This is a genomic window from Pseudomonas nicosulfuronedens (assembly GCF_005877905.1).
GTDB lineage: Bacteria > Pseudomonadota > Gammaproteobacteria > Pseudomonadales > Pseudomonadaceae > Pseudomonas > Pseudomonas nicosulfuronedens.
On sequence record NZ_SWDV01000059.1, the window covers coordinates 1 to 19,941 of the forward strand.

At 61.8% G+C, this 19,941-nt stretch carries 23 protein-coding genes; 9 read left to right on the top strand and 14 right to left on the bottom strand.

Annotation, left to right across the window (positions count from 1 at the left end):
• The first annotated feature begins 154 nt into the window (after positions 1 to 154).
• Positions 155 to 460, top strand: coding sequence for a hypothetical protein (locus tag FAS41_RS29010; protein WP_138526745.1), 306 nt, complete (start codon positions 155 to 157; stop codon positions 458 to 460).
• A 142-nt stretch (positions 461 to 602) separates the two neighbouring features.
• On the opposite strand, the gene FAS41_RS29015 is transcribed toward FAS41_RS29010, so the two are convergent.
• From FAS41_RS29015 to ccoN, 5 genes are all read right to left on the bottom strand, one after another.
• Positions 603 to 1,601 (bottom strand): NAD(P)H-dependent flavin oxidoreductase, encoded by a 999-nt coding sequence (locus FAS41_RS29015; RefSeq protein ID WP_138526746.1) that lies wholly within the window; start codon positions 1,599 to 1,601, stop codon positions 603 to 605.
• Positions 1,602 to 1,931: 330 nt separating this feature from the next.
• On the bottom strand, positions 1,932 to 2,792 hold the full coding sequence (locus FAS41_RS29020; protein ID WP_017516353.1) for a LysR family transcriptional regulator: 861 nt from the start codon (positions 2,790 to 2,792) through the stop codon (positions 1,932 to 1,934).
• Between the two features lie 48 nt (positions 2,793 to 2,840).
• Entirely contained in the window at positions 2,841 to 3,974 is a 1,134-nt protein-coding gene (locus FAS41_RS29025) for an HPP family protein (RefSeq protein WP_138526747.1), read from the bottom strand.
• Positions 3,975 to 4,113: 139 nt separating this feature from the next.
• A complete protein-coding gene (locus FAS41_RS29030; RefSeq protein ID WP_138526748.1) occupies positions 4,114 to 4,317 on the bottom strand; it encodes a hypothetical protein in 204 nt (67 codons plus the stop codon).
• A 10-nt stretch (positions 4,318 to 4,327) separates the two neighbouring features.
• The gene (gene ccoN, locus FAS41_RS29035; RefSeq protein WP_138526749.1) at positions 4,328 to 5,773 is read right to left on the bottom strand and encodes a cytochrome-c oxidase, cbb3-type subunit I; all 1,446 of its coding nucleotides are present in this window, start codon (positions 5,771 to 5,773) and stop codon (positions 4,328 to 4,330) included.
• Between the two features lie 369 nt (positions 5,774 to 6,142).
• Here ccoN and FAS41_RS29040 point away from each other — a divergent pair, with 369 nt between their 5' ends.
• Positions 6,143 to 6,514 carry a DUF6306 domain-containing protein gene (locus FAS41_RS29040; protein WP_037007937.1) on the top strand — a complete coding sequence of 124 codons (372 nt, stop codon included), beginning with the start codon at positions 6,143 to 6,145 and terminating at the stop codon, positions 6,512 to 6,514.
• A gap of 147 nt (positions 6,515 to 6,661) precedes the next feature.
• Here the strand turns inward: FAS41_RS29040 and FAS41_RS29045 are convergent, their stop codons facing one another.
• Positions 6,662 to 7,285, bottom strand: a complete 624-nt coding sequence (locus FAS41_RS29045) for a Crp/Fnr family transcriptional regulator (protein WP_240964912.1) — start codon at positions 7,283 to 7,285, stop codon at positions 6,662 to 6,664.
• 244 nt (positions 7,286 to 7,529) lie between these two features.
• Here FAS41_RS29045 and FAS41_RS29050 point away from each other — a divergent pair, with 244 nt between their 5' ends.
• From FAS41_RS29050 to FAS41_RS29075, 6 genes are all read left to right on the top strand, one after another.
• Positions 7,530 to 8,423 (top strand): ABC transporter substrate-binding protein, encoded by an 894-nt coding sequence (locus FAS41_RS29050; RefSeq protein ID WP_246084959.1) that lies wholly within the window; start codon positions 7,530 to 7,532, stop codon positions 8,421 to 8,423.
• 10 nt (positions 8,424 to 8,433) lie between these two features.
• Complete coding sequence (locus tag FAS41_RS29055; protein ID WP_138526751.1) at positions 8,434 to 9,186, top strand: ABC transporter permease; 753 nt, start codon at positions 8,434 to 8,436, stop codon at positions 9,184 to 9,186.
• Positions 9,179 to 9,868, top strand: a complete 690-nt coding sequence (locus tag FAS41_RS29060) for an ATP-binding cassette domain-containing protein (RefSeq protein WP_138526752.1) — start codon at positions 9,179 to 9,181, stop codon at positions 9,866 to 9,868. Before FAS41_RS29055 ends, FAS41_RS29060 begins: the two co-directional genes overlap by 8 nt.
• Positions 9,865 to 10,308, top strand: a complete 444-nt coding sequence (locus FAS41_RS29065) for a CopD family copper resistance protein (protein WP_138526753.1) — start codon at positions 9,865 to 9,867, stop codon at positions 10,306 to 10,308. Before FAS41_RS29060 ends, FAS41_RS29065 begins: the two co-directional genes overlap by 4 nt.
• Positions 10,309 to 10,336: 28 nt before the next feature.
• Positions 10,337 to 12,451, top strand: coding sequence for a TonB-dependent receptor family protein (locus FAS41_RS29070; RefSeq protein ID WP_138526754.1), 2,115 nt, complete (start codon positions 10,337 to 10,339; stop codon positions 12,449 to 12,451).
• A 904-nt stretch (positions 12,452 to 13,355) separates the two neighbouring features.
• Positions 13,356 to 13,826: a hypothetical protein gene (locus tag FAS41_RS29075; RefSeq protein ID WP_138526755.1), complete on the top strand. Its 471-nt coding sequence runs from the start codon at positions 13,356 to 13,358 to the stop codon at positions 13,824 to 13,826.
• 354 nt (positions 13,827 to 14,180) lie between these two features.
• Here the strand turns inward: FAS41_RS29075 and csrA are convergent, their stop codons facing one another.
• The 6 genes from csrA to FAS41_RS29110 all read right to left on the bottom strand — a co-directional run bounded on the left by csrA (position 14,181) and on the right by FAS41_RS29110 (position 17,932).
• Positions 14,181 to 14,360: a carbon storage regulator CsrA gene (gene csrA / locus FAS41_RS29085; protein WP_138526757.1), complete on the bottom strand. Its 180-nt coding sequence runs from the start codon at positions 14,358 to 14,360 to the stop codon at positions 14,181 to 14,183.
• A 57-nt stretch (positions 14,361 to 14,417) separates the two neighbouring features.
• Positions 14,418 to 15,341 (bottom strand): recombination directionality factor, encoded by a 924-nt coding sequence (locus FAS41_RS29090; protein ID WP_138526758.1) that lies wholly within the window; start codon positions 15,339 to 15,341, stop codon positions 14,418 to 14,420.
• Between the two features lie 71 nt (positions 15,342 to 15,412).
• The gene (locus FAS41_RS29095) at positions 15,413 to 16,441 is read right to left on the bottom strand and encodes a YqaJ viral recombinase family nuclease (protein ID WP_246084960.1); all 1,029 of its coding nucleotides are present in this window, start codon (positions 16,439 to 16,441) and stop codon (positions 15,413 to 15,415) included.
• A 72-nt stretch (positions 16,442 to 16,513) separates the two neighbouring features.
• Complete coding sequence (locus tag FAS41_RS29100; RefSeq protein ID WP_138526760.1) at positions 16,514 to 16,831, bottom strand: putative periplasmic lipoprotein; 318 nt, start codon at positions 16,829 to 16,831, stop codon at positions 16,514 to 16,516.
• A gap of 44 nt (positions 16,832 to 16,875) precedes the next feature.
• On the bottom strand, positions 16,876 to 17,328 hold the full coding sequence (locus FAS41_RS29105) for a hypothetical protein (protein ID WP_425467762.1): 453 nt from the start codon (positions 17,326 to 17,328) through the stop codon (positions 16,876 to 16,878).
• A gap of 34 nt (positions 17,329 to 17,362) precedes the next feature.
• Positions 17,363 to 17,932 (bottom strand): GYF domain-containing protein, encoded by a 570-nt coding sequence (locus tag FAS41_RS29110; RefSeq protein ID WP_138526762.1) that lies wholly within the window; start codon positions 17,930 to 17,932, stop codon positions 17,363 to 17,365.
• Between the two features lie 153 nt (positions 17,933 to 18,085).
• On the opposite strand from FAS41_RS29110, the gene FAS41_RS29115 reads away from it, so the two are divergent.
• On the top strand, positions 18,086 to 18,331 hold the full coding sequence (locus tag FAS41_RS29115; protein ID WP_119561246.1) for a helix-turn-helix domain-containing protein: 246 nt from the start codon (positions 18,086 to 18,088) through the stop codon (positions 18,329 to 18,331).
• Between the two features lie 53 nt (positions 18,332 to 18,384).
• Here FAS41_RS29115 and FAS41_RS29120 read toward each other — a convergent pair whose 3' ends face one another.
• Positions 18,385 to 19,353: a DUF932 domain-containing protein gene (locus FAS41_RS29120; RefSeq protein WP_138526763.1), complete on the bottom strand. Its 969-nt coding sequence runs from the start codon at positions 19,351 to 19,353 to the stop codon at positions 18,385 to 18,387.
• Between the two features lie 83 nt (positions 19,354 to 19,436).
• A complete protein-coding gene (locus FAS41_RS29125; RefSeq protein WP_138526764.1) occupies positions 19,437 to 19,757 on the bottom strand; it encodes a hypothetical protein in 321 nt (106 codons plus the stop codon).
• Positions 19,758 to 19,941: the final 184 nt, after the last annotated feature.

A 19,941-nucleotide genomic window follows, 5' to 3' on the forward strand; every position in this document is an offset into this window, starting at 1 on the left:
ATCCACACGAGTGAGCGAAAGGTTGTTTCTGTCCGGCGAGCGTCCGCTTCTGGCTGTGGATTCAACCGATTGCAGCCCTTTGCAGAATCATCGCTTTGGCATTTCAGGTTCTCGCGATACAAACTGAACCGCTGACCGCAGGGAATAAGGCGAAATGAGTCAGCTGAGCCCTACGCTACATGCAGACCTCTGCGAAGTGTTGAATGAGGTCTCTGCATTGATGTCCGCTGCCTATGCGCAACTCGGCCCCATACCTGATGACCATCCACTGGCTCAGGCGGGTCTTAAGAATGGGGCAGAAATCGTTCTGGACTACCTTGCACACGGCGAGGCGGGCATCGCCCTTGATCATCTGTTCTACATGATCAAAGAGCCGCCTCTCGCTATTTCTGCCAAGTCCGCTGAGAAGCTAGCTCGTGTTGCAGAAGCGTTTGGAACACCTTTGAGCTGGTGTCCTTAGCTGGTCATACAACGAAATACGAACTCGCTGCGAGAGGCCGCTTCTGGCCGATTGTTGCCTCTGAGGAGAGGCCGCTTCTGGCCGATTGCCGCCCCTGACTAGAGGCAGCAATCGAAGCTGAGCTTGAACTCCATGCTTTCGATCACCAGTTGCACCTCAGATCTTCAAGGCGCCGCATCGCATGACGCGCATCATCAAGCACTGAATCAAAAATGGCTTCCACGCTTTGCACAGCGTTAGCAAATACGATCGATGGGCCGCAATCGAGCATGCCTTGGTGGCTATCCCCTGTCTTGTAGGCGTGAGTGGTTAGCGTGCCCATGACGTGAGGGCGATAGCTTTCGAAATCGCTCGCTCCCGCCGCGTCCAATGCTGCAACAGCCTTGGCGCTGTCGTTGTTCAGGACTCGGTGATGTTGCCGCAAGCCGTTCTTCACGATGATGCTTTCTGTGCCGTCGCTCTGAACCAGTCGTTCCTTGTACTGGCGGTGAATCCACAGCTCCTCGGCTACCAGCATTCGCGACCCCATCAGGATTGCATCGGCTCCCATCATCAGGGTCGCCGCCAGTTGTCTTCCTGCACCGATCCCACCACCGATAACCACAGGGATGGAAACCTCTTTCGGTGCGTGGGCGGCTTGAACCATGCTGCTGATGCCGTAGGTTCCGGGATGGCCGCCGCAATCATTGCCAACTACGATTACCGCGTCCACGCCAAGACGCGCGGCTGATCGCGCGTAGCGAACCGCCGGAACCTTGTGCAGAACCTTGATACCCGCTTCTCGCAGCGCTGGCAGGACTTCCTCGGGGCTTCCACCTGAAGTCTCGACACAGAGCACTTCTTCCTCGGCAAGAATCCTCATCTGCTGCCGCAAGCGCTCAGCTGCGTTGGCCTGGCCAGAAAGGTAGAGGTTCACCCCGAATCCTTTTCCCGAGGTGAGGCTACGACACCGACGAAGTTGCTCCCGGAATTCGTCTAGATCGGAAAATCCGGCAGCAACCACAAATCCCATCCCGCCTGCGTTGACCACAGCCGCGACGTAGCTCGCGTCTGAGACGCTGGGGCCCATACCGCCGCAAAGAATGGGATGACGGATACCAAGCATCTCGGTAATGCGAGTTCTGAACAGCTGATTACGCATTGGCACTCCGGTTCGGCGAAGAGCATGGACAGGCGACGTGAGCCGCCCTGGGAGGGGTGAATGGTGTTCCCGAAACGCTCGACTTGATCTAAGGTCGGGGTCATTCTTATAGCTGAACAGATGTTCAGCAGTAAAGGCCGCGATGGCCGTCCGCCAAGGGCGCTCGTAAGTCCTTGCTTAAGCTCGCTGGGGAAGCCCAATGGCTTCGCGCATGTGCAGAGCGCCGGATATCTGAAATAGGTGAGTAGGAGTTCCTGCAGAGGCGAGCCTGCCTGTCGTGGCTTTTCGGGAGGATTTTTGATGGGCCCCGCTCCTGTGGCGGCCGGTACGTCAAATCATCGGATCCCAACGCTGTGACCAGTCCGGGTCCTGCGACACCACCTCGCGCAGCAGCTCGAACGCCTGCTGCAGCGCCTGCGAATCGCGGTCCCGCGAATACACCAGATAGGTCGGGTAGCTGAACTCCGGCGCCTTGGGCACCCGGCGCAGCACCTTGCGGTCCAGGTAACTTTGCACCACCCGCGTGCGGAAATAGCCCGAGCCACCGTTCTCCAGGATGTACTGCAACGCCAGCGGGCCGAGGTTGAACGACACCGGCGCCTTGGACAGTTCCGGCAGGGCACTGTCGTGTTGCTGGCGGAAGCCTTCGCCCCAGTCGATGTAGACGTAGGGCTCGGGGTTCTGCGCACGCACCAGGATCAGTTTCTCCTCCAGCAACTGCTCCACCTGCATCCCCGGCCAGTAGGTTGGCTGGTAGACCAGGGCTGCGTCGAGCACCCCCAGCTCGAGCTGGCGCAGCAGGCTGTGGCCGTCGCCGATCTCGGCGCGTACCGCGTGGTCGCCGATCGCCTGGCGGATACGGCTGACCCAGCGCAGCATCAACGGGTTGCAAAGGCTCACTTCGCCACCGATGTGCAGCACGTTGTGGATGCCTTCGGGCAACGGCAGGTCGCGCTGGGCCGCCTCCCAGGTCTGCAGGATCTGGTTGGCGTAGGTAACGAAGGCCTCGCCGTCCGGCGTCAGGCGTGCACCGGCGCGGTTACGCACGAACAGCGTGCAGTTGAGATGCGCCTCCAGCTTCTGCACTCGTGCGGTGATCGCGGTCTGGGTGACGTGCATGCGTTCGGCGGCGGCCACGAAGCTACCGTGGCGGACGATTTCCAGGAAGGTACGGGTGAGGTCGATGTCCATGCGGAGGCTTCTGCGCGATTTAGTCGGCCAGTGTAACGGAAAGGTCGGTCAGCCCAGATGACTGAGCAGGTCGCGTTCCAGGGCGGCGATCAGGTCGGTCTGGGTGATCACGCCCACCAGTTCGCCGCGCTCCAGTACCGGCAAACAGTGCAGACCCTGGTCGGAGAGCAGCGGGATCAACTCCACCGCATGGGTGTCGGCATCCACGTGCAGCACCGGACTGGTCATCACTTCGCCCAGCAGACGGTCGCGGCGCAGGCCGATGCCGCCGAGCAGTCGCTTCCACCAGACGCCCCTGGGCACCAGGAGGTCGATCAGGCTGACGATGCCCACCAGCCGGCGCTCCTCGTCAAGGATCGGCAAGGCCTTCAGGTGGTGCTTCACCAGCAGGCGCAGGGCGTGACTGAGCGGGGTTTCCGGCGAAGCGCAGATCAGGTCGCGGGACATCACCTCCCGCGCGCGGGTCTCGCCCATGCTGCGGCGCAGGGCATGTCGCTCGGTACTGCGCACCAGGCGTTCCAGGTCGTCGCGGGTGATGTCGACGAAGGAGCCCAGTTCGTCCAGCGCCTGGTCGAGGTCGGCGGCCTGGATGCCGACTCGCGCGCCGGGCGCCGGGTCCTGGGTCTGGTGGTTGTCCGGCGCAAAGCTTCGGCGGCGCGGGTAGGGCATGCGCGTGAGGTTGTTGAACAGCAGGGCCAGGAGCACCAGGCAGAGGCCGCCGCTGATGGCCGGCAGCGGCGCCGTCCAGCTGGGCTCGCCGGGCAGCGGCGAGGCGAACACCATGCAGAAGGCCAGCGCGCCGCCCGGCGGATGCAGGCAGCGCAGCGGGTACATCAGCAGCAGGCTAAGCCCAAGGGCGAGGGCCGCGCTGGCGATGCCGGCGGGCAGCCAGAAACCGATCAGCAGCGCCACCAGTGATGCGCACAGGTAGCTGCCGATCACCGACCAGGGCTGGGCCAGGGCGCCGGAAGACACGGCGAACAGCAGCACTGCCGAAGCAGCCCAGGTTCCGGCGAAGTGCAGGGCCACCGCGGAGCCGAACAGCAGGCCGCAGGTGGCGGCACTGAGCAGGAAGCCCAGGCTGGCGCCTAGCGAGGCGCGCAGCCATTCGCGCGGGCGGGTGTGGGGAATGTCGGGCAGGTACGCGGCGGCGCGGTGCCGCCAGCCGGTGAGGGCGGGCATCGGTAGGTCCGTGGAGCGAAGTTTGAAAAAAACGGGCTCTCGCGGGGAAGAGCCCTGCAAGGTGCCAACATCGGCACTCAGGGAGGCCCCGTCCATGGGGCTGGGAAACCAGAAGGCTGGAAAACAGGAGCGCTGGAGATCAGGCGCGCATTCGGTACGGTGGTGGTGGCTCCGGCAGGGGCTGGACGATCCGCTCGCAGTGCCGGCCGGTGGCCGCGCTCATGCGCCGCGCGGCATCCGGGTCGTCGGCGAAGGGCAGCAGCGCCGCTTGTTCGCCGTCGCAGCGGCAGGTCCGCCAGCAGGCGGCTGTACAGGCGATCGGGCCGATCAGGCTCAGCAGCATCGTCGAGTCCTCAGGCCGCAGCCGCTGCGAGATTCGACACCGGCTTGCCGGAGCGCACTGTGGCCCAAGTGTTCCACGCCATCAGCAGCATGCCGCTGGCGAAGGTGGAACCGCCGATAAGCCGCACGATGTAGCCCGGATGGCTGGCAGCCAGCGCTTCGACAAAGGAGTAGGTCAGCGTGCCGTCCTCGTTCACCGCGCGCCACATCAGGCCCTGGGTGATGCCGTTGACCCACATCGAGGCGATGTACAGCACGGTGCCGATGGTGGCGAGCCAGAAGTGCGCGTTGATCAGCCCAACGCTGTGCATCTGCTCGCGGCCGTAGAGCTTGGGAATCATGTGGTAGAGCGCGCCGATGGAGATCATCGCCACCCAGCCCAGGGCGCCGGCATGCACGTGGCCGATGGTCCAGTCGGTGTAGTGCGACAGCGAGTTCACCGTCTTGATCGCCATCATCGGTCCTTCGAAGGTCGACATGCCGTAGAAGGCCAGCGACACCACAAGGAAACGCAGGATCGGGTCGGTGCGCAACTTATGCCAGGCACCCGAGAGGGTCATCATGCCGTTGATCATGCCGCCCCAACTGGGCGCCAGGAGGATCAGCGACATCACCATGCCCAGGCTCTGCGCCCAGTCGGGCAAGGCGGTGTAGTGCAGGTGGTGCGGGCCGGCCCAGATATACAGGGTGATGATCGCCCAGAAGTGCACGATGGACAGGCGATAGGAGTAGATCGGCCGCTCGGCCTGCTTGGGCACGTAGTAGTACATCATCCCGAGGAATCCCACCGAGAGGATGAAGCCCACCACGCTGTGGCCGTACCACCACTGGATCATCGCGTCGGTGGCGCCCGAGTAGAGCGGGTAGGACTTGAGCAGCGTCACCGGAATCGCCAGGTGATTGACCACGTGGACCATCCCGGTGACCACGATGAAGGCACCGTAGAACCAGTTGCCGACGTAGATGTGGCGTACCTTGCGGCGGGCGATAGTGCCGAAGAACAGGTAGGCGTACACCAGCCAGAGAAAGGTCACCCAGACGGCGATGGGCCACTCCATCTCGGCGTATTCCTTGGACGTGGTGATGCCCAGCGGGTAGCTCACCAGCATCGACACCAGGCTCGCCTGCCAGCCCCAGAACAGCAGGTTGGCCAGGCTGTCGGAGATGATCCGCACGCGGCAGGTGCGTTGCACCACGTAGAAGGAGGTAGCGAACAGCGCGCTGCCGCCGAAGGCGAAGATCACCAGGTTGGTGTGGATCGGCCGGATGCGCCCGAAGCTGGTCCAGGGCATCTCCAGGCTCAGTTGCGGCCACACCAATTGGGCGGCGATGAACACGCCCATGAGCATCCCGAGGATGCCCCAGCCCAGGGTGGTGAGGGTGAAGCGGCGAACGATGTCGTAGTTGTATTCGGCGTCGCGGGAGGTGTGCTGATCGAGGGGTATCGCGCTGTCCATCTTGATTCCGTCGTACTCCGGTTGACTGGCGGCTCCCTGCCCGCACGAATGCGGCAAGGCGAACTAGGCAGTTAGGAGGCAATTCGCCGCAGGGAGCCCGATCAGTCTGAACAGACGCGATGGATGCAACAAACGAATAATAATGCTGCATAAGTGCAATAACTTTGATCTTAAGGTGGGGTGTTGGCATGCGGCGGCTCTGCAATGCCTTGTCCGGGATCAACGCCGACGAGCGACGCAGCGGAAATGAAGAGGTACAGCGCAAGCTGGATGCATTCGAGAAATTGCAGCGTCAGTGCAATTCAATTCATTTAAAACCACTTCATGAGGCAGTCTAGGATGGGCTCTCGCCAAGACCTGGAGGGCTTCATGTCCGACGAACTGATTGACTGGTTGCAGACGCTGATGCGCGCCGAGCGTGCCGGTGCGCGGGTGATGCTCGACAGCCTGCGGCAGGCCGAGGAGTTGGTGGCACGTAATCGCCTGGAGCATCTGCATCAGGGCGAGGCGGAAAGCTGCCGGCGTCTGCGCCGATGCCTGGAACGCCTGGGTGTCACGCCCGATACCGGCGTCGGTGACTTCCACGCCAGCGCCATGGCCATTGATGACTTGGAACTGCGCTTCGACTTCATTGGCCGCGGCCAGCGCTGGGTCGCCCGGCAGATAACCCAGCGCCTGCCGGAGATCGACGAGCCCTGGCTGCGCGAGGAGTTGGAGGCGGTGTTGCGGTTGCATCGGTGAATTGAGCGCTGAGATTATCCGCGATGCCTTGCGGGATCGGCTCGCGGCGAAAACCAACCATGCTGAACATGGTGCGCGTTCCATCGCTGCGTGCCTTTCCAGGCTGCTACCCCGACCAGTTGAAGCGATAGCCGAAATCCGGCCCGCTCAGAAAGAACGTACTGCCGGGCTGGCCAGGTCCTGCAAGTAGGTGAGGTCGCACAGCAGCCATTGCCGGAGTCGCCCCTGGATGCGTCCGGCCTGCTGCCAATCGGACAGCAACCGGCTGAGTGATTCCGGGCGAATACCCAGGTGTGTGGCGAGCTGGCGCTGACTGATCGGCAGGTTGAGACGCTCGCCTTGGCGACGGTGCAGGCCGAGCAGATAGGCGGCCAGACGCTGGGAGGCGGAACTCGCCGTCAGCCAGTCGACCTCGTTCACCTGGCGGTAGAGGCGCAGGCTGAGGTTTTCCAGCATGCGCATGGCCAGCGGCGGATGATCCTCGCAGGCCTTGCGCAGTGCATTGCGGCTCAGTCGGAAGAACTCGCCGCTGCCCTGGCTGCGGGCGTTCATCGGGTAGCGGCCGTGAGGCATGAACATGGCCGCTTCAGCGATCAACTGACCTTCGCGGAACAGGTGGAAGACGCGCTCCTCGCCATCGCAGGTGAAGCGCAGCATTTCCACACAGCCACGCCGTACCAGCAGGAAATGCTCGGCAGGGTCGCCTTCGCGGAACAACAGCCTGCCGGCTTCAGCGCGGAGCAAGGTTGCCGACTCACACAATCCGGCCATGAGGGCGTCCGGCAGGTCGGAGAACTGGGGGAGGGCGCCCAACAATCGCAGGCATTCACCACGATCTGGCGCGAACTTAACATTTGTCATTCGTGATGAGCGTGCGGGCTGCAATGATTTGTGAATGAAGATAAGACTTATTCGCATATCAATCAATCGGAGGCTACCGCGCCTCTTCCTTTCACTTGCACTGGTCGCCGGCACCTGCCTGGCGTCCCCGGCCGGCATGGCCCGGGAAAAGGTTTTGCGGTTGGGTGGCCCCGGCGCGGTGGTCAGCTTTCCGCTGCTGCACATGGTGGAAACCAATGCCCTGGCGGAGTACGCCGAGCGCGTCGAATTCCACCTCTGGCAGAACCCCGACCAGCTGCGCGTGCTGCTGGCAAAGAACGAACTCGACTACAGCGCTGTCCCGGTGAACCTGCCGGCGCTGATGGCTGGGCGCGGGCAGCACGTGCGGCTGCTCAACGTCTCTGTGTGGGGAATCATCTGGCTGGTGAGCCGCGACCCTCAGGTGAAAGGCTTCGCCGACCTGGCCGGCAAGGACGTGGTGCTGCCTTTCCAGCGCGATCTGCCGGCGATCCTGATCGATGAGCTGTTGCTCAGCCATGGCCTGAAGCCGGGCAAGGACCTGACGCTGCGCCCGGTCCGCGACGGCCAGGACGCCCAGGCGCTGCTGCTGGCCGGTCGCGCCGATCACGCCCTGCTGGTGGAGCCGGCGGTGTCCCTGCTGCTTTGGCGCAACCGCAGCAAGGGTGGGGCGCCGCTCTACCGTGTGCAAAGTCTGGAGAGCGCCTGGAAGCAGGCCTTCGCTCAACAGCCTGAACTGCCTCAGGCAGGACTGATGAGCAGCCCGCAGCGCGCCGAGGACGGCGAGTTGGCGCGCGCAGTGGAGGCCGCCTATGCCGAGTCCGCCCGCTGGTGCAGTACGCAGCCGCGGGACTGCGCGGAGCTGGTGCATCGGCACCTGCCGCACTTGCCGGTGGAGGCGGTCGAGGAGTCCATCCGCGTCACGCGCCTGGACAGTGTTGCCGCCAGCGTCGCACGCGGGCCTCTGGAGGCGCTGTTCGGCCTGATCGCCGAACGCCATCCACAGGCCATCGGTGGCTCCATGCCATCTGCGAGCTTCTATGGGCCGTGAGATGAGTCGAATGACTTCCCGACGCTGGGCCGTGCTGGGTGGCGCCTTGTTGCTGGTGGGCTGGCAACTGCTGGCGATGCGCCTGGGCTCGCTGCTCATGGCAACTCCCGGGCAGACGCTGCAAGCCATGGCTCGCCTGCCTTTCGAGGCCGACTTCCGTCTTCATGCCGGCGCCAGTCTGCTGCGCATCGTCCTGGGTGTTGGACTGGGTTGCCTGCTGGGCTTCTGTCTGGGCCTGCTGGCCGGGCTGGACGCTCGTGTACGCGGTCTGCTGGAACCCCTGCGCTGGCTGTTGATGTCGGTGCCGCCAGTGGTGGTCGTGGTGCTGGCGATGCTGTGGGTCGGCCTGGGCTCGGCCATGGTGGTGCTGATCAGCGTGTTGATGCTGGCGCCGGGCATGTACGTGAACACCGTCAAGGGCATGCAGATGGTTGACCGCGGCCTGCTGGAGATGGCGCGGGTCTACCGCTTCAGTCCCTGGCAGAAGTTGCGGCGGCTCTATATCCCTTCATTGACCGCGCCGCTTGGAGCGGCACTGTTGATCGCCACCTGCGGCGGCGTGCGCCTGGTGGTGATGGCTGAAGTGCTTGGCGCGGAAAGTGGAGCCGGTTTCGCGCTGGCTAACGCGCGCAGTACGTTCGACAGCGCCGGGTTGTATGCCTGGACTCTGCTTATCCTGCTGTTGGTCGCCGCACTGGAGTTCCTCCTGCTGCAGCCGCTGCAGCGGCGCATGGGCCGTTGGCAGGAGGCCGCCCATGCTTGAGTGGTACGGAGTCGATCTGCGGCTGGGCCAACGGCGTGTACTCGCCGACGCTTCCCTGCGCCTGCTACCCGGTGAGCGGGTTGGCATTCTCGGGCCCAGCGGCGCCGGCAAGAGCAGCCTGTTGCGTCTGGCGGCCGGCCTCCTGAGGCCCCATCGGGGGCGAGCGGACAACGGATTCCGTCATCCCGTACTGGCATTCCAGGAGCCGCGCCTGCTGCCCTGGTGCCGGGTTGCGGAGAACCTGGAAATCCCCCTGCGCGCCATCGGCCACGACCGTACGACGGTGCGTCGGCTGGCCAGCCTTTGGCTGGAGCGAGTCGGCCTCGCCGGCCACGGGCGCGCCTGGCCGAATCAATTGTCCGGGGGCATGGCACAGCGCGTTGCCCTGGCGCGCGCTTTCTCGGTTGAGCCGGACCTGCTGCTGCTTGACGAGCCATTCAGCGCGCTGGACCCGGCGCTGCGCGAATCGCTGCTTGATCTTTGCCGCGACTGGTTGACCAGCTCGGGTGCGGCCTTGCTGTGCGTCAGCCACCACCCCGGCGAACTGGTCGGCCTCGTCGAGCGCTTCGTGCTGGTCAACGACGGCTCGCTTCGTCCGTTCGACCTCAGTGGACACACCGCCGATCAAGCGGCAGCGGTCCTTCATCAGACCCTGCTGGCCCTGGAGATACCCGCGCCATGATTTATCCGATCCTGCTGACCTTGCACCTGTTCGCCGCGCTGATGTTCATCGGCACGGTGTTCTTCGAGGTGCTGATCTTCGAGAGCGTGCGCAAGTACGTGCCGGCTGCGGTAATGCGCCAGGTGGAGCAGGGCATCGGCAAGCGTGCGCGGCGGCTGATGCCCTGGGTGTTGCTGGTGCTGTTCAGTGCCGGCCTGGGCATGGTCTGGACGCGCTACCTGCCGCTGCTGGCAGACCCGCTGGCGTCCTCCTTCGGCACCTTGCTGAGCCTGAAGATCGTCCTCGCCCTGAGCGTACTCGGGCACTTCTTCACCGCCATGTTCCTGCTCTACAGCGGGCGCATGAACTCGACGTATTTCCGCCGGATTCACCTGAGTGTCTTCAGCCACATGGTCGGCATCGTGCTGCTGGCCAAGGGCATGTTCTACCTGAGCTGGTAAGCCAGATTTCGTGCAGACGGAGCTTGTCATGAGTCGTTGCTTGTCCCCCAAACGCCACTTCCCTTCGAAAATCTCATTTCCCCTGCTGGCCCTCGGCCTGCTGCCGCTGGCGGCGTTGGCGGAAGATCGCATCGAACTGGAGCCGATGCAGGTCAGCGGGAAAAGCCCCGCGCCGGTCAGCGTTTCGGCGCAGACCGAAAGCGAGCGCCTGGCCCGCGTGCCCGGCGGAACCAATCTCGCCGAGCCGCAGCAGGAGACGCGCCTGGCGACCCTGCGCGACGCGCTGGACTACCAGCCCGGCCTGGTGATCCAGGACTTCTTCGGCGGCACCGATCAGCCGCGCCTGAATATTCGCGGCTCGGGTATCCAGAGCAACCCGGTCAACCGCGGCGTGCTGTTGTTGCAGGACGGCCTGCCGCTCAACGAGGCGGATGGCTCCTTCATCATCGGTCTGCTGGAGCCGCGCAACGCCTCGTGGATCAGCGCCCGACGCGGTGCAAACGCCGGCAGCCCCGGTGCGACTGCCCTGGGTGGCGAACTGGAGTTCAACTCGCTGACTGGCGCCGACGAAGCCGGACGCGTCCGACTGGAGACCGGCAGTTTCGGCCGCCAGGGCCTGCAGGCCGCCGCCGGGCTGGATGGAGGCGGGCACGATGCGCGGGTGAGCGTCAGCCATGACGAGTACGATGGCTATCGTCATCACTCCGCTTCCCTCCGCACCGTGGTGCAGAGCAACTTCGGCCTAGACCTGGGCAACGGCGTTCAGAACCGCAGCTACCTGTCCTATAGCGACCTGACCTTCGAGATCCCCAACGTCATCACCAAGGCGCGTCTGAAGGACGACCCACGCAGCGTGCTGGGCGACGGCAACACTGCGCAGGACCGCCTGCTCAACGTCTACAAGCGCGATCCGCACCGCGACACCCAGCAACTGCGCCTGGCCAACCGTACGCAGTGGAGCGGGGCGGGCTGGCAGCAGAGCTTCGGTGTCTACGGGCAGAACACCCAGGACGACTTCACCGACCCGCTCAGCCACACCCTGACCGACAGCGATACCCTCGGCGCACAATGGCTTATCGAAGGCGAGCAACGCCTGTTCGGCTATCGCCTGGGCGCCAGTTGGTCCTACAGCGACATGACGCGCGAGCTGTATGCCAACAATCCGCAGAACGGCAGCCGCATGCAGCGCTTCGGCAACTTCGACCTGGAGGCGTCCAACCTCGATCTGCTGCTCGGCTTGGACTGGCACCTGGCGCCGGACTGGACCTTGGTCACCGAGGTGAAGTGGAGCGATGTCCGCCGTGATGCGGACTCGCGTGACGGCGCTGGTCATCTCGACCAGGGCTGGGACTTCGCCACGCCGAAGATCGGCCTGAACTGGACGCCCAGCCCCGACTTGCGCTGGTACGCCAACATCAGCCGCAGCCACGAAGCGCCGACATTCTGGGAAATCGTTTCCGCCGAAGTCTCACCCGCGGCCCCCGCGGCGGCACAAGCGCAGTTGGTCGACCTCGACGTGCAGCGCGCGACCACGTACGAGATCGGTGGCACCGGTCGAATCGCCCAGACCGACTGGAGCCTGACGCTGTACCAGAGCGACGTGGAAGACGAGCTGATCTCCACCAGCGATGCCTACGGAGTGAAGGTGGGAACCTACAACTACGGATCACGTACCCGCCACCGCGGTGTCGAGGCGGGGCTGAACGGCCTGCTGCCGACCTCGGCCAGCATCGGCGGCGACCTGGCCTACCGAGTGGCCTGGACCTTCAGCGACTTCCGTTTCCGTGGCGGCGAGTTCCAGGGCAACCAGATCGCCGGCGTGCCGCGTCAGCTTTGGGCGGCGGAACTGCTCTACCGGCGCGGCCCTTGGAGCGTCGGACCGAACCTGCGCTGGCTGCCGCAGGACACTCCGACCGACCACGCCAACACCCGCAACAACTATCAGGATTCCTACGCGCTCTGGGGGCTCAAGGCCAGCTATAAGGCCCGCGAAGGACTGAGCGTCTACGTGCAGGGCGACAACCTGGCGGACAAGACCTACGCGAGCAGCTACGTGATCCGCAACCGTGCCGATGCCAGCCAACCGACCTTCCTCAGTGGCAACGGGCGCAGCCTGAGTGTGGGGGCGGCGTACGCCTTCTAGGATGGCTGTCTGCGGTGCAAAGAACCGTGGCGAGGGTGGTGGCCTTTCACCGTTATCAGAAAATACCGAGCAGATTTGGCGAAATTGTGTGGCTCCTGGTCATACACCAGCCGGGCTGCACCCGTGCCAACCCGACGGCGATGCTGGATTGGTTCTCTATCTTCGGTGTGGGCTATTCCGGAGGAGGAGGCGAACGTCTGTTCGGCGCATCCGATTGCGCTGACCAACGTGCTGCGACTCATTGGGATCCTGATGGTAAGGCACTGCGGTGGTCCATGGGTTCGATACATGGGTGATCTGAAACGCAATCTCCGTAGCGGGCAGGATTGTCTCAGTCGAATCGAGGGCAAAACCTAGGTCAAAGATGCCCGGCTACGCGATGTGCAACCGGGCATCAGCCAAGTCATGATGTCCTTGTGGCTGGCGCACCGGTTTCTTGTAAGGTCGGAACGCTCCGAGAGCTTGGATGAAACCGCTACGCCATGGCAGCGAGACGAGCCTGAATCGACATTCTCCTGCTGCTCAACTTGTCTTTGTGGATGTCCGCTCCTGGCCGATTTCTGCCCCTGACGAGAGGCTGCTGCCTTCCCATGGGGGGCCGTAGGTAGATGGGGCAAGGGCGTAACTGGCGGTTACAACCTGTTTCCGGGGAGATGAGAGAAACTTCACGGAGTCAGCACTCCTCACTGGTACGGCTTAGGGTCCAAGGGTATCTGTAGCGATGCCGGGCCCGATCAATTCGGGTTCCTGAGGTGGCAGCAGGAAACCATTTCTAGGTAGTTCAGTTTGGCCGTATACCGTGGTATGCGGCATCGTGCCCTGAACGGACTGTGGGCATGACCTGCGACGACCTTTTTCTGCATCAGCTTTAGTTCGCACCGACTCAAACAAGGATGGCAGGCATATGAAATGGACCCTTCTGACTCTTGCACCAATCATCGTTACTCAGCTCTACATCCCTCTCTCACACGCGGATGAGTTATCAGCTATTCGAGTTGCCGCAGGGAAAGGGGAGTGTGTCGTCGTACATGAGGGGCGGCAGGAACCAGCCATTGCGCTGACCGCATCGTCCTATGACCTCCCCGGCTCGGACAAACGGGAAGTTTTGAAGTTGATAGACGAATTTCGTGCTCATGGTTGCTCTATTGAACATCCCGATAGTGAGGGAATTTCTCCGATCAATGTCGCAGTGCTTACCGCTGAACCAGATTTACTGCGTTACCTGCTGCAGGCTGGCGGCGACCCTTCGGCCCGAATAACAGGTTCGCGTCCTTGGTCGAACGGAAAAAACAGCATTGAGTTCGCACAGCTTTTGTACAAAGCAGAACCTACTGAAAAGCGAAAGAAAGTGATCGAGATCCTGACCTCGAATTGAATCAGTCGCTACCAGAGTTGCTCATACACCCGGTCTTTTGCCGAAGGTGATTCTGGTGAACTGAGCGACCGCTTCTGGCCGATTGCTGACTGTTTACGAGCAAAAAAGAAACCGCAACAGGAGCCCGGAGGGCTCCTGTTTATGCCGGGCTAGTCCCGGCGGCGTGGGGATTGCTGGATTGCGAAGTGGAATATGGCGAGCGCCAGGATAAGTGTCAGTGACAACGGCCAAAACCGCATAGCTATAACTGTTAGAGCAACAACAGCTGCAGTACCGGCGAAGATGCTGACCAGCAAGAACAGCAGGCCCAGAAAGCGTAGTAGCGTCATGCCGATTTTCCTGTGAGGTGAGTGATCAGGAGGGGCAATGTTGGTTTGCTTGGATGCGCTGATAGACCTCATCGCGATGCACCGTAATGTCGGGCGGTGCAGAGACCCCAACGCGCACCTGGTTGCCGTTGATGCGGAGAATGACGATCTCGATTTCGTCGCCAATGCGGATGGTTTTGCCGACGCTGCGGGTGAGGATGAGCATGTTTTTTACTCCTGCATGTTTAGTTGGCACCGAGCTGCCGCCCGGCACCTGTTTTTGTTAATTGGTGGGCTGTTGATTACGAGCTTCGGCGCGCTCGCGCAGCAGCGTCGATAGAGTCGGGCGAGTGCTGGCGGTGATGTGTTCGTTTGCTGGAGCGGGAGGAGTCTCTGTGGTGGTCGCAGGGGCGGGAAAGTACTCCTCAACGATTGCGCCGCCTTCTTCTTCGCTTTCCTCAAAGGCCCCATTGGCGAATCCTTGCCGTGCTGCAGTATCGAGGGCATGCTGGTCGAAGCCTGATGCTTGTCGTGCGTCATCGGTCTCCCGGCCTTGCTGCAGCGCCGCTTCGATCGATAGCCCGCTGCGTGCGGTGATATCGACATAGAAGATTGGCGAGCCGTGGCTCTGGCGAGTGGACTTTCCGCGCAGGCGCAGTTCCAACGGCAAGCACGCCAGGCGGTCTCCCGAAATCGCTTGCAGGTACTGCAGGCGAGCGGCCAAGGTGCGAATACTGTTAAATCCGGTGGTCCGGAATACAAAGGTGCCGAGGGCATCTTCATCGCCGATGACGACGTTGAGTCGGCCGTATGGTTTGCAGGCGCCGCCTTTCACGAGTGAGCAGCCATCGGGCGAAGGGCAGGGCAGTGAGTCGATGCTGTCTTTGCCGCGCCGCTTGCAGGTGTCGCCATTGCCGACGCAGATCGGCCGACCGGATTGCTGATCGAACAGACAGTACTCGGCACGGAAATTAAGTTCGGGCGAGTTGAACAGCAGGCGGATTGGGATGCTGCGGATCTTGCCGCCCTGAGCCTTGCGCAGCTCTTCGTCAATTGGGTGGTGGATCCAGCCATCACGTAGTAGCACCTGCGAGGTGATGGTGAATTGATCGTCCTTCTCCGGCAGACGCTTGCCGTTCTTCTCGACAACCTTGCCGATGGAAATCCGCCCGAGTACGGGCGGCGTGATAGCCAGGCCTTTGAGCATGGTGGTTCTCCAAGTGAATAAAAAAGACCGCCCCGAGCCGTGAGCATCGGGGCGGTCAAGGGGGAACGATTTCAGCTAACCAGGAAGCGACGGCTTCCCGGTTTGGTGGTGGAGAAGCGTGTGAGGAGATACGGCTTTTCCTTCAGCAGCTTCGGGACATCCAGGGCCTGGCTGTCCTTAGCCTTGCGCCAGGTCACCGAACCGTTGGCAAACACCGCTCGACTGGCTTCACCCATGGCCTGCTGCAGAAACTGTTTGAGCTCAGCCTCGCGCTGGCTGTGGGCCTCGCGCTGGCTGTGGGCCTCGAGAGTGGCTCGCGCTTCCTTCAGCTCATCGAAGGCGGCGCAGAGAATCGGATCCTGTGAAAAGTCCTGCGTGTTGCCGTTGTCTTCTGGGTAGAGACAGCGCAGCGCCTGCTCTGCTGACTCAGAGCCATCGGCCGGCGGCGGAGTGTCGCGCTGCACGTGGTTCCAGAAGTCCTGCTCCAGTTCGATCAGCCGAGCGATCAACTCGTCGTCACGCTCGATGCGGTGGATCTCCAACTGCTGGCCGCCGAGCAGCACGGCCACGTCTGCCGCTTGCTTACCGGTCACCGCCAACTGATGCATCACCTGCAGCTGCACATACACCGGCACGCCTTCTTTCCAGAGGCGCGCTCCGTTGATGCCTGCGGTCTTGCATTCGAGGATCTGCACATCGCTGGCGCCGATAACCTCGCGGTCGATGTTGGCCAGCATCCAGTTCATTTTCGGATCAGGGTGCTGCAGCACGGCGTTGATGCGCCGCACTCGGTGTCCGCTGCGGCGGGTGTAGTGTGTTGCGACGATCGGTTCGAGGATGTTGCCCCAGTAGGTAGGGCTTTCTTCATCATGAGGATCTGACTTCGCTAGGCCAGCATCACGGCCGGTCTTTTCCAGCCATAACTCCAATTGGGATTTGTACGGATTGAGGCCGACTGCCGCGGCAGCATCGGAGCTACCGATACCGTCTTTTCGAACGGCCAGCCAGGCTTCACGGGAGAGTTTCTTGGTGTCCACCAAACGCAGCGCAGGGCGCTGTTGCGCGTGCTTACTGACAGCAGAGACATGGGATCGAGGCAAATGGCTTTCCTGCGGGCATAAAAAAAGCCCGAGCGGGAAAACCGCTCGGGCCATTCAGTGATAAGGCGCGGACTAACTGTCAAAACTGAAGTTGTAGTCCCCTTCGCTGGTGGAGAGAGAGACCTCAACTACCTTTTGACAAGACGGTGCGTCTGCCTTCAACAGCTCACCAAAGGCGAGCTTGTACGGCAGGCGCTCTTGGACATTGACGGGGCAGTTACCTCGATTGATCTGCACCTTGTTGATCGTGACGCTGTCCTCGCGGGCGGTGATGCGAATCTGCGGTCCGCCCCAGACGGAGTTTCTGCCAAGCTCAACGGTAACGGGCGGCTCAGAGCCGCATCCCGCAATGACCGCGACTAGGAGCGCGACAGTCAGGTACTTCTTCATCGTCTTCATCCTGTGAAAGATGTTTTCCAGCAATCCACTCTGGGTTACCAGGCGGAGCGGCAAAGGTTTTTCTTGCTGTTCAGCGGTTGCAGAACCTTAGAAAGATTCTTGGTGGGCAGCTTCACAGTCCTGCCCTCCGCGCGGAGCTGAAGATTGTTCGCCTTGCGCAGTGCGGTCCAAAAGCTAGGGAAGTTGCTGCCGCACACGTGGCAGTCGGTGAAAAAGGGATTGCTGTAGGCCGTACCGTCGACAATGACATCGAATCCACCGTTGTCGTTGGACGAATACTGCTTGCCACCAATGGTGGCGTAGGCGCTGACGGCACTTTCATCATCGTCTGGGCAGGAGATGTTCAGCTCGTTCCCATTGCCATCGTCGACCAGGTGTTCCTGCACACCCTGGGCATAACCGGTGGTCCATTCGTAGGTGCCTGCTACGGCGCTGGTTTCGATCACGCACACGACAAGGCCGGACAGCAGCGCTATCGCTCTGATCATTTTCATGGAGTAACTCTCGTAAGTGAGGGTGAGGCTAGCCCTGGTGTGCGCCGATGCTGATGAAGAAGCAGACGATCCAGGTGATGAAGTAGGCGAGGTTCTGGTTCAGCAGCTTGGCGCGCTGATAGAGGTAAACCGGCACGACGAACACCCAGCCTTTGAAGCGACTGACGTCGTGACCGGCCTGCTTAAGGCGCTGGGAGTCGAGCACCGACAAGGCGATGTTCAGAGCCAGGGTGACGTACCAGTAGCGGTTCGCAGCCATGGCGCGTTCCCACTGCGCTTCACTGCCGGTGAACAGCCCAGCCACAAACGATTCCAGCAGGTAGCCAATCAACGGAGCGAAGGCCAGCAACCAGACGATCTTGTTATTCACGCTGCTGCCGGTCAGCGGCGGCGGGGCTACATCCTCCAGATGCTCGCGCAGTTCGGTTTGCTCGATCTGCATCCAATCAGCCATACCTTTTTTCCAGACGCGAGAACCGTATGTGAGTTCGCCTTGTTGGATTAGGCCGATGAGCTGTTGCTGGGAGACGGCGCCTTTACGCTCGCCGTTTTGTTCATAGTGCCAAGAGGTGTCGAGGGTAGAGCTTGCGTCCTGCATGACAGGCTCCTTTTGGGTAGGAGTTAGAAGGGGAAAGTAATAACTGCGAGAGCTAACTCGGCGCAGATGCACTGCGCTTCGGTAGCGGCAATCTCTTGAAATGGGTCGTAAATACCGTGGTCTTATTGTCATCATAGCTTGACGATTTTTGCCATGGCAAGAATCTCTGCGATCCAAGACAAAGACGGGGACCTCGTGAAGCTCGGCGCAGCTGTCCGAGCGCGTCGCCTTGCCCTTGAGTTGTCGCAAGAGGCTCTGGCCGATGCTGCTTCGATTGATCGCTCGCATATGGGGAAAATCGAGCGTGGCGAGCGAAACGTTACGTTCCTGAACATCTGCCGAATAGCTGTCGCTATTCAGTGCAAACCTTCAGATTTGCTTCGCGAGGCGGGGTTGTAGATAGCCCTGGATGACCCCGCTGTTTCGAGTGCGCTAAGGTCAATTGCCTGTAGCTAAGCTGCAAGCTCCAAGGCAGCATCCAACGCCTTCTGCTTCAGCACCGCTCCTTGTCCGAACCACGCCGAGTCCAGGCGATATTCATTGCTGCGCGCCCGCCTTTCGTGGTCCACATACTCAGTGACGGAGCAGAGCAGTCCCCACGCTGTTCCCTCCGCCGCGGGTAGCTTGGCACCGCGGCCTGCCCCGTCATACAGCTCATGCACCCTGCGAAGTGCCCGCTCGTTGGCGAGCTTTTCGGGGATGTCCGTCGTAGGCGCAACATCGCACAACACGTCCAGGAAGAAGCTCGTGGCCTCTCTCGGACGCACCTTGCGTTCCGCCAGGTGACGCATCCGGTACATGAACTCATCCCACTGCGAGACAGAGATGCCGAGTTGCTTCTTCACCGCCTGAGAGTCAAAGCGAGTGTTGTGCGGAACCTTGATGGCCCGTGAGGTGCCATCCAAGGCAATGGTGAGGGTGTTATTGCAGACAACGCGGATGGTCGTCGGCGTGGCAGTGGTAGCAAGTGTCCCGTCGCACGAGGTGGCGAGTAGCAAGTAACCATTCACCTGGTCATTGCCTTTGAGGGCTGTGTGCTGACCAGTGCGCGCCAGTGCCCAGAATTTGCGGCCACCTTTGAGCACACCCGCCGTTTCCAGTTCATAGCCCGATACCTCAGTCAGGTCGCGATAGAACTCCAGCACCTCTTTGGGCTGAACGACCTGGTAGCGCTGCGAGACGACGGAGAGGGGAGCCTTGGTGTCGGAGCGGTAGAGCACCTTCTGTTCGGGGAAAGAGTGGACGCTGCCCAGATGGCCGACGGCATCGGCTTTGAAGTGCACTGGGCTTTCCTGGATTTGCCAGTCCATGCCGGCTTCGCGTTGCCAGATTTCAATAGGTTGCTTTTGAGGGAGCTGGTTGCCCAGGCCGTGCCAGGGCGTATCGCCCACATAAGCCATTTGTTCGACGAGATGAGCCATGGTGAGTTTCCTTTGAGCAAAAGCAGGCCAAAGCGCTGCGCGAGACGCAGGGCCGGCGAAATGAATGAGATCGAGGGAGGAGGCTAGGAGAGGCTGAAGCTGTGCTTGCAGCTCAGACATCGGTGGTTTTGCAGCACGTGTTCATCGAGCTGCTTGCCGATGGTGGCCCCGGCCACGCAGCCGGCGACGCTTCCGGCTAGTGCGCCAAGGAAAGCACCGGCAATACAACTCAGCGCCATGCCTGGTGGTCCGCCAAGGGATCCAAAGCTGGCGCCAGCTTCGCCTCCGGCCAATGCTCCGGAAAAGCCGCTGCTGGCGCCGCCAATGGCACCGACAACGCTGCCTATTCTCTTGCCAAAATCACGTGTCACGACCTTTGCAGATCGACAGGCGGGACAAATCATCAAGGTGTTGCTCCCTGTATCACCGTATGTGCGGATCAGTGAAGGTTCACTGGGGAATCTTCACTTCGGTGATGTAGGACTGAAATTTTTTCGAAGCAGAGCCGATCTGTGCGAGCTGAAGGTACGCCGGCTGTGTTCTGAGCGATCCGTTCTTAGGGGAAATGAAGTGGGGGATCTCGCGGTT

Bases quoted from the DNA above. Each gene is read 5' to 3' on its own strand.
- FAS41_RS29105 (WP_425467762.1), bottom strand. From the start codon at position 17,328: ATGATCAGAGCGATAGCGCTGCTGTCCGGCCTTGTCGTGTGCGTGATC.
- FAS41_RS29125 (WP_138526764.1), bottom strand. From the start codon at position 19,757: ATGATTTGTCCCGCCTGTCGATCTGCAAAGGTCGTGACACGTGATTTT.
- FAS41_RS29065 (WP_138526753.1), top strand. From the start codon at position 9,865: ATGATTTATCCGATCCTGCTGACCTTGCACCTGTTCGCCGCGCTGATG.
- FAS41_RS29060 (WP_138526752.1), top strand. From the start codon at position 9,179: ATGCTTGAGTGGTACGGAGTCGATCTGCGGCTGGGCCAACGGCGTGTA.
- ccoN (WP_138526749.1), bottom strand. From the start codon at position 5,773: ATGGACAGCGCGATACCCCTCGATCAGCACACCTCCCGCGACGCCGAA.
- FAS41_RS29115 (WP_119561246.1), top strand. From the start codon at position 18,086: ATGGCAAGAATCTCTGCGATCCAAGACAAAGACGGGGACCTCGTGAAG.
- FAS41_RS29030 (WP_138526748.1), bottom strand. From the start codon at position 4,317: ATGCTGCTGAGCCTGATCGGCCCGATCGCCTGTACAGCCGCCTGCTGG.
- FAS41_RS29075 (WP_138526755.1), top strand. From the start codon at position 13,356: ATGAAATGGACCCTTCTGACTCTTGCACCAATCATCGTTACTCAGCTC.
- FAS41_RS29120 (WP_138526763.1), bottom strand. From the start codon at position 19,353: ATGGCTCATCTCGTCGAACAAATGGCTTATGTGGGCGATACGCCCTGG.
- FAS41_RS29025 (WP_138526747.1), bottom strand. From the start codon at position 3,974: ATGCCCGCCCTCACCGGCTGGCGGCACCGCGCCGCCGCGTACCTGCCC.
- FAS41_RS29020 (WP_017516353.1), bottom strand. From the start codon at position 2,792: ATGGACATCGACCTCACCCGTACCTTCCTGGAAATCGTCCGCCACGGT.
- FAS41_RS29055 (WP_138526751.1), top strand. From the start codon at position 8,434: ATGACTTCCCGACGCTGGGCCGTGCTGGGTGGCGCCTTGTTGCTGGTG.
- FAS41_RS29015 (WP_138526746.1), bottom strand. From the start codon at position 1,601: ATGCGTAATCAGCTGTTCAGAACTCGCATTACCGAGATGCTTGGTATC.
- FAS41_RS29110 (WP_138526762.1), bottom strand. From the start codon at position 17,932: ATGCAGGACGCAAGCTCTACCCTCGACACCTCTTGGCACTATGAACAA.
- FAS41_RS29090 (WP_138526758.1), bottom strand. From the start codon at position 15,341: ATGCTCAAAGGCCTGGCTATCACGCCGCCCGTACTCGGGCGGATTTCC.
- FAS41_RS29045 (WP_240964912.1), bottom strand. From the start codon at position 7,285: ATGGCCGGATTGTGTGAGTCGGCAACCTTGCTCCGCGCTGAAGCCGGC.
- csrA (WP_138526757.1), bottom strand. From the start codon at position 14,360: ATGCTCATCCTCACCCGCAGCGTCGGCAAAACCATCCGCATTGGCGAC.
- FAS41_RS29010 (WP_138526745.1), top strand. From the start codon at position 155: ATGAGTCAGCTGAGCCCTACGCTACATGCAGACCTCTGCGAAGTGTTG.
- FAS41_RS29100 (WP_138526760.1), bottom strand. From the start codon at position 16,831: ATGAAGAAGTACCTGACTGTCGCGCTCCTAGTCGCGGTCATTGCGGGA.
- FAS41_RS29040 (WP_037007937.1), top strand. From the start codon at position 6,143: ATGTCCGACGAACTGATTGACTGGTTGCAGACGCTGATGCGCGCCGAG.
- FAS41_RS29070 (WP_138526754.1), top strand. From the start codon at position 10,337: ATGAGTCGTTGCTTGTCCCCCAAACGCCACTTCCCTTCGAAAATCTCA.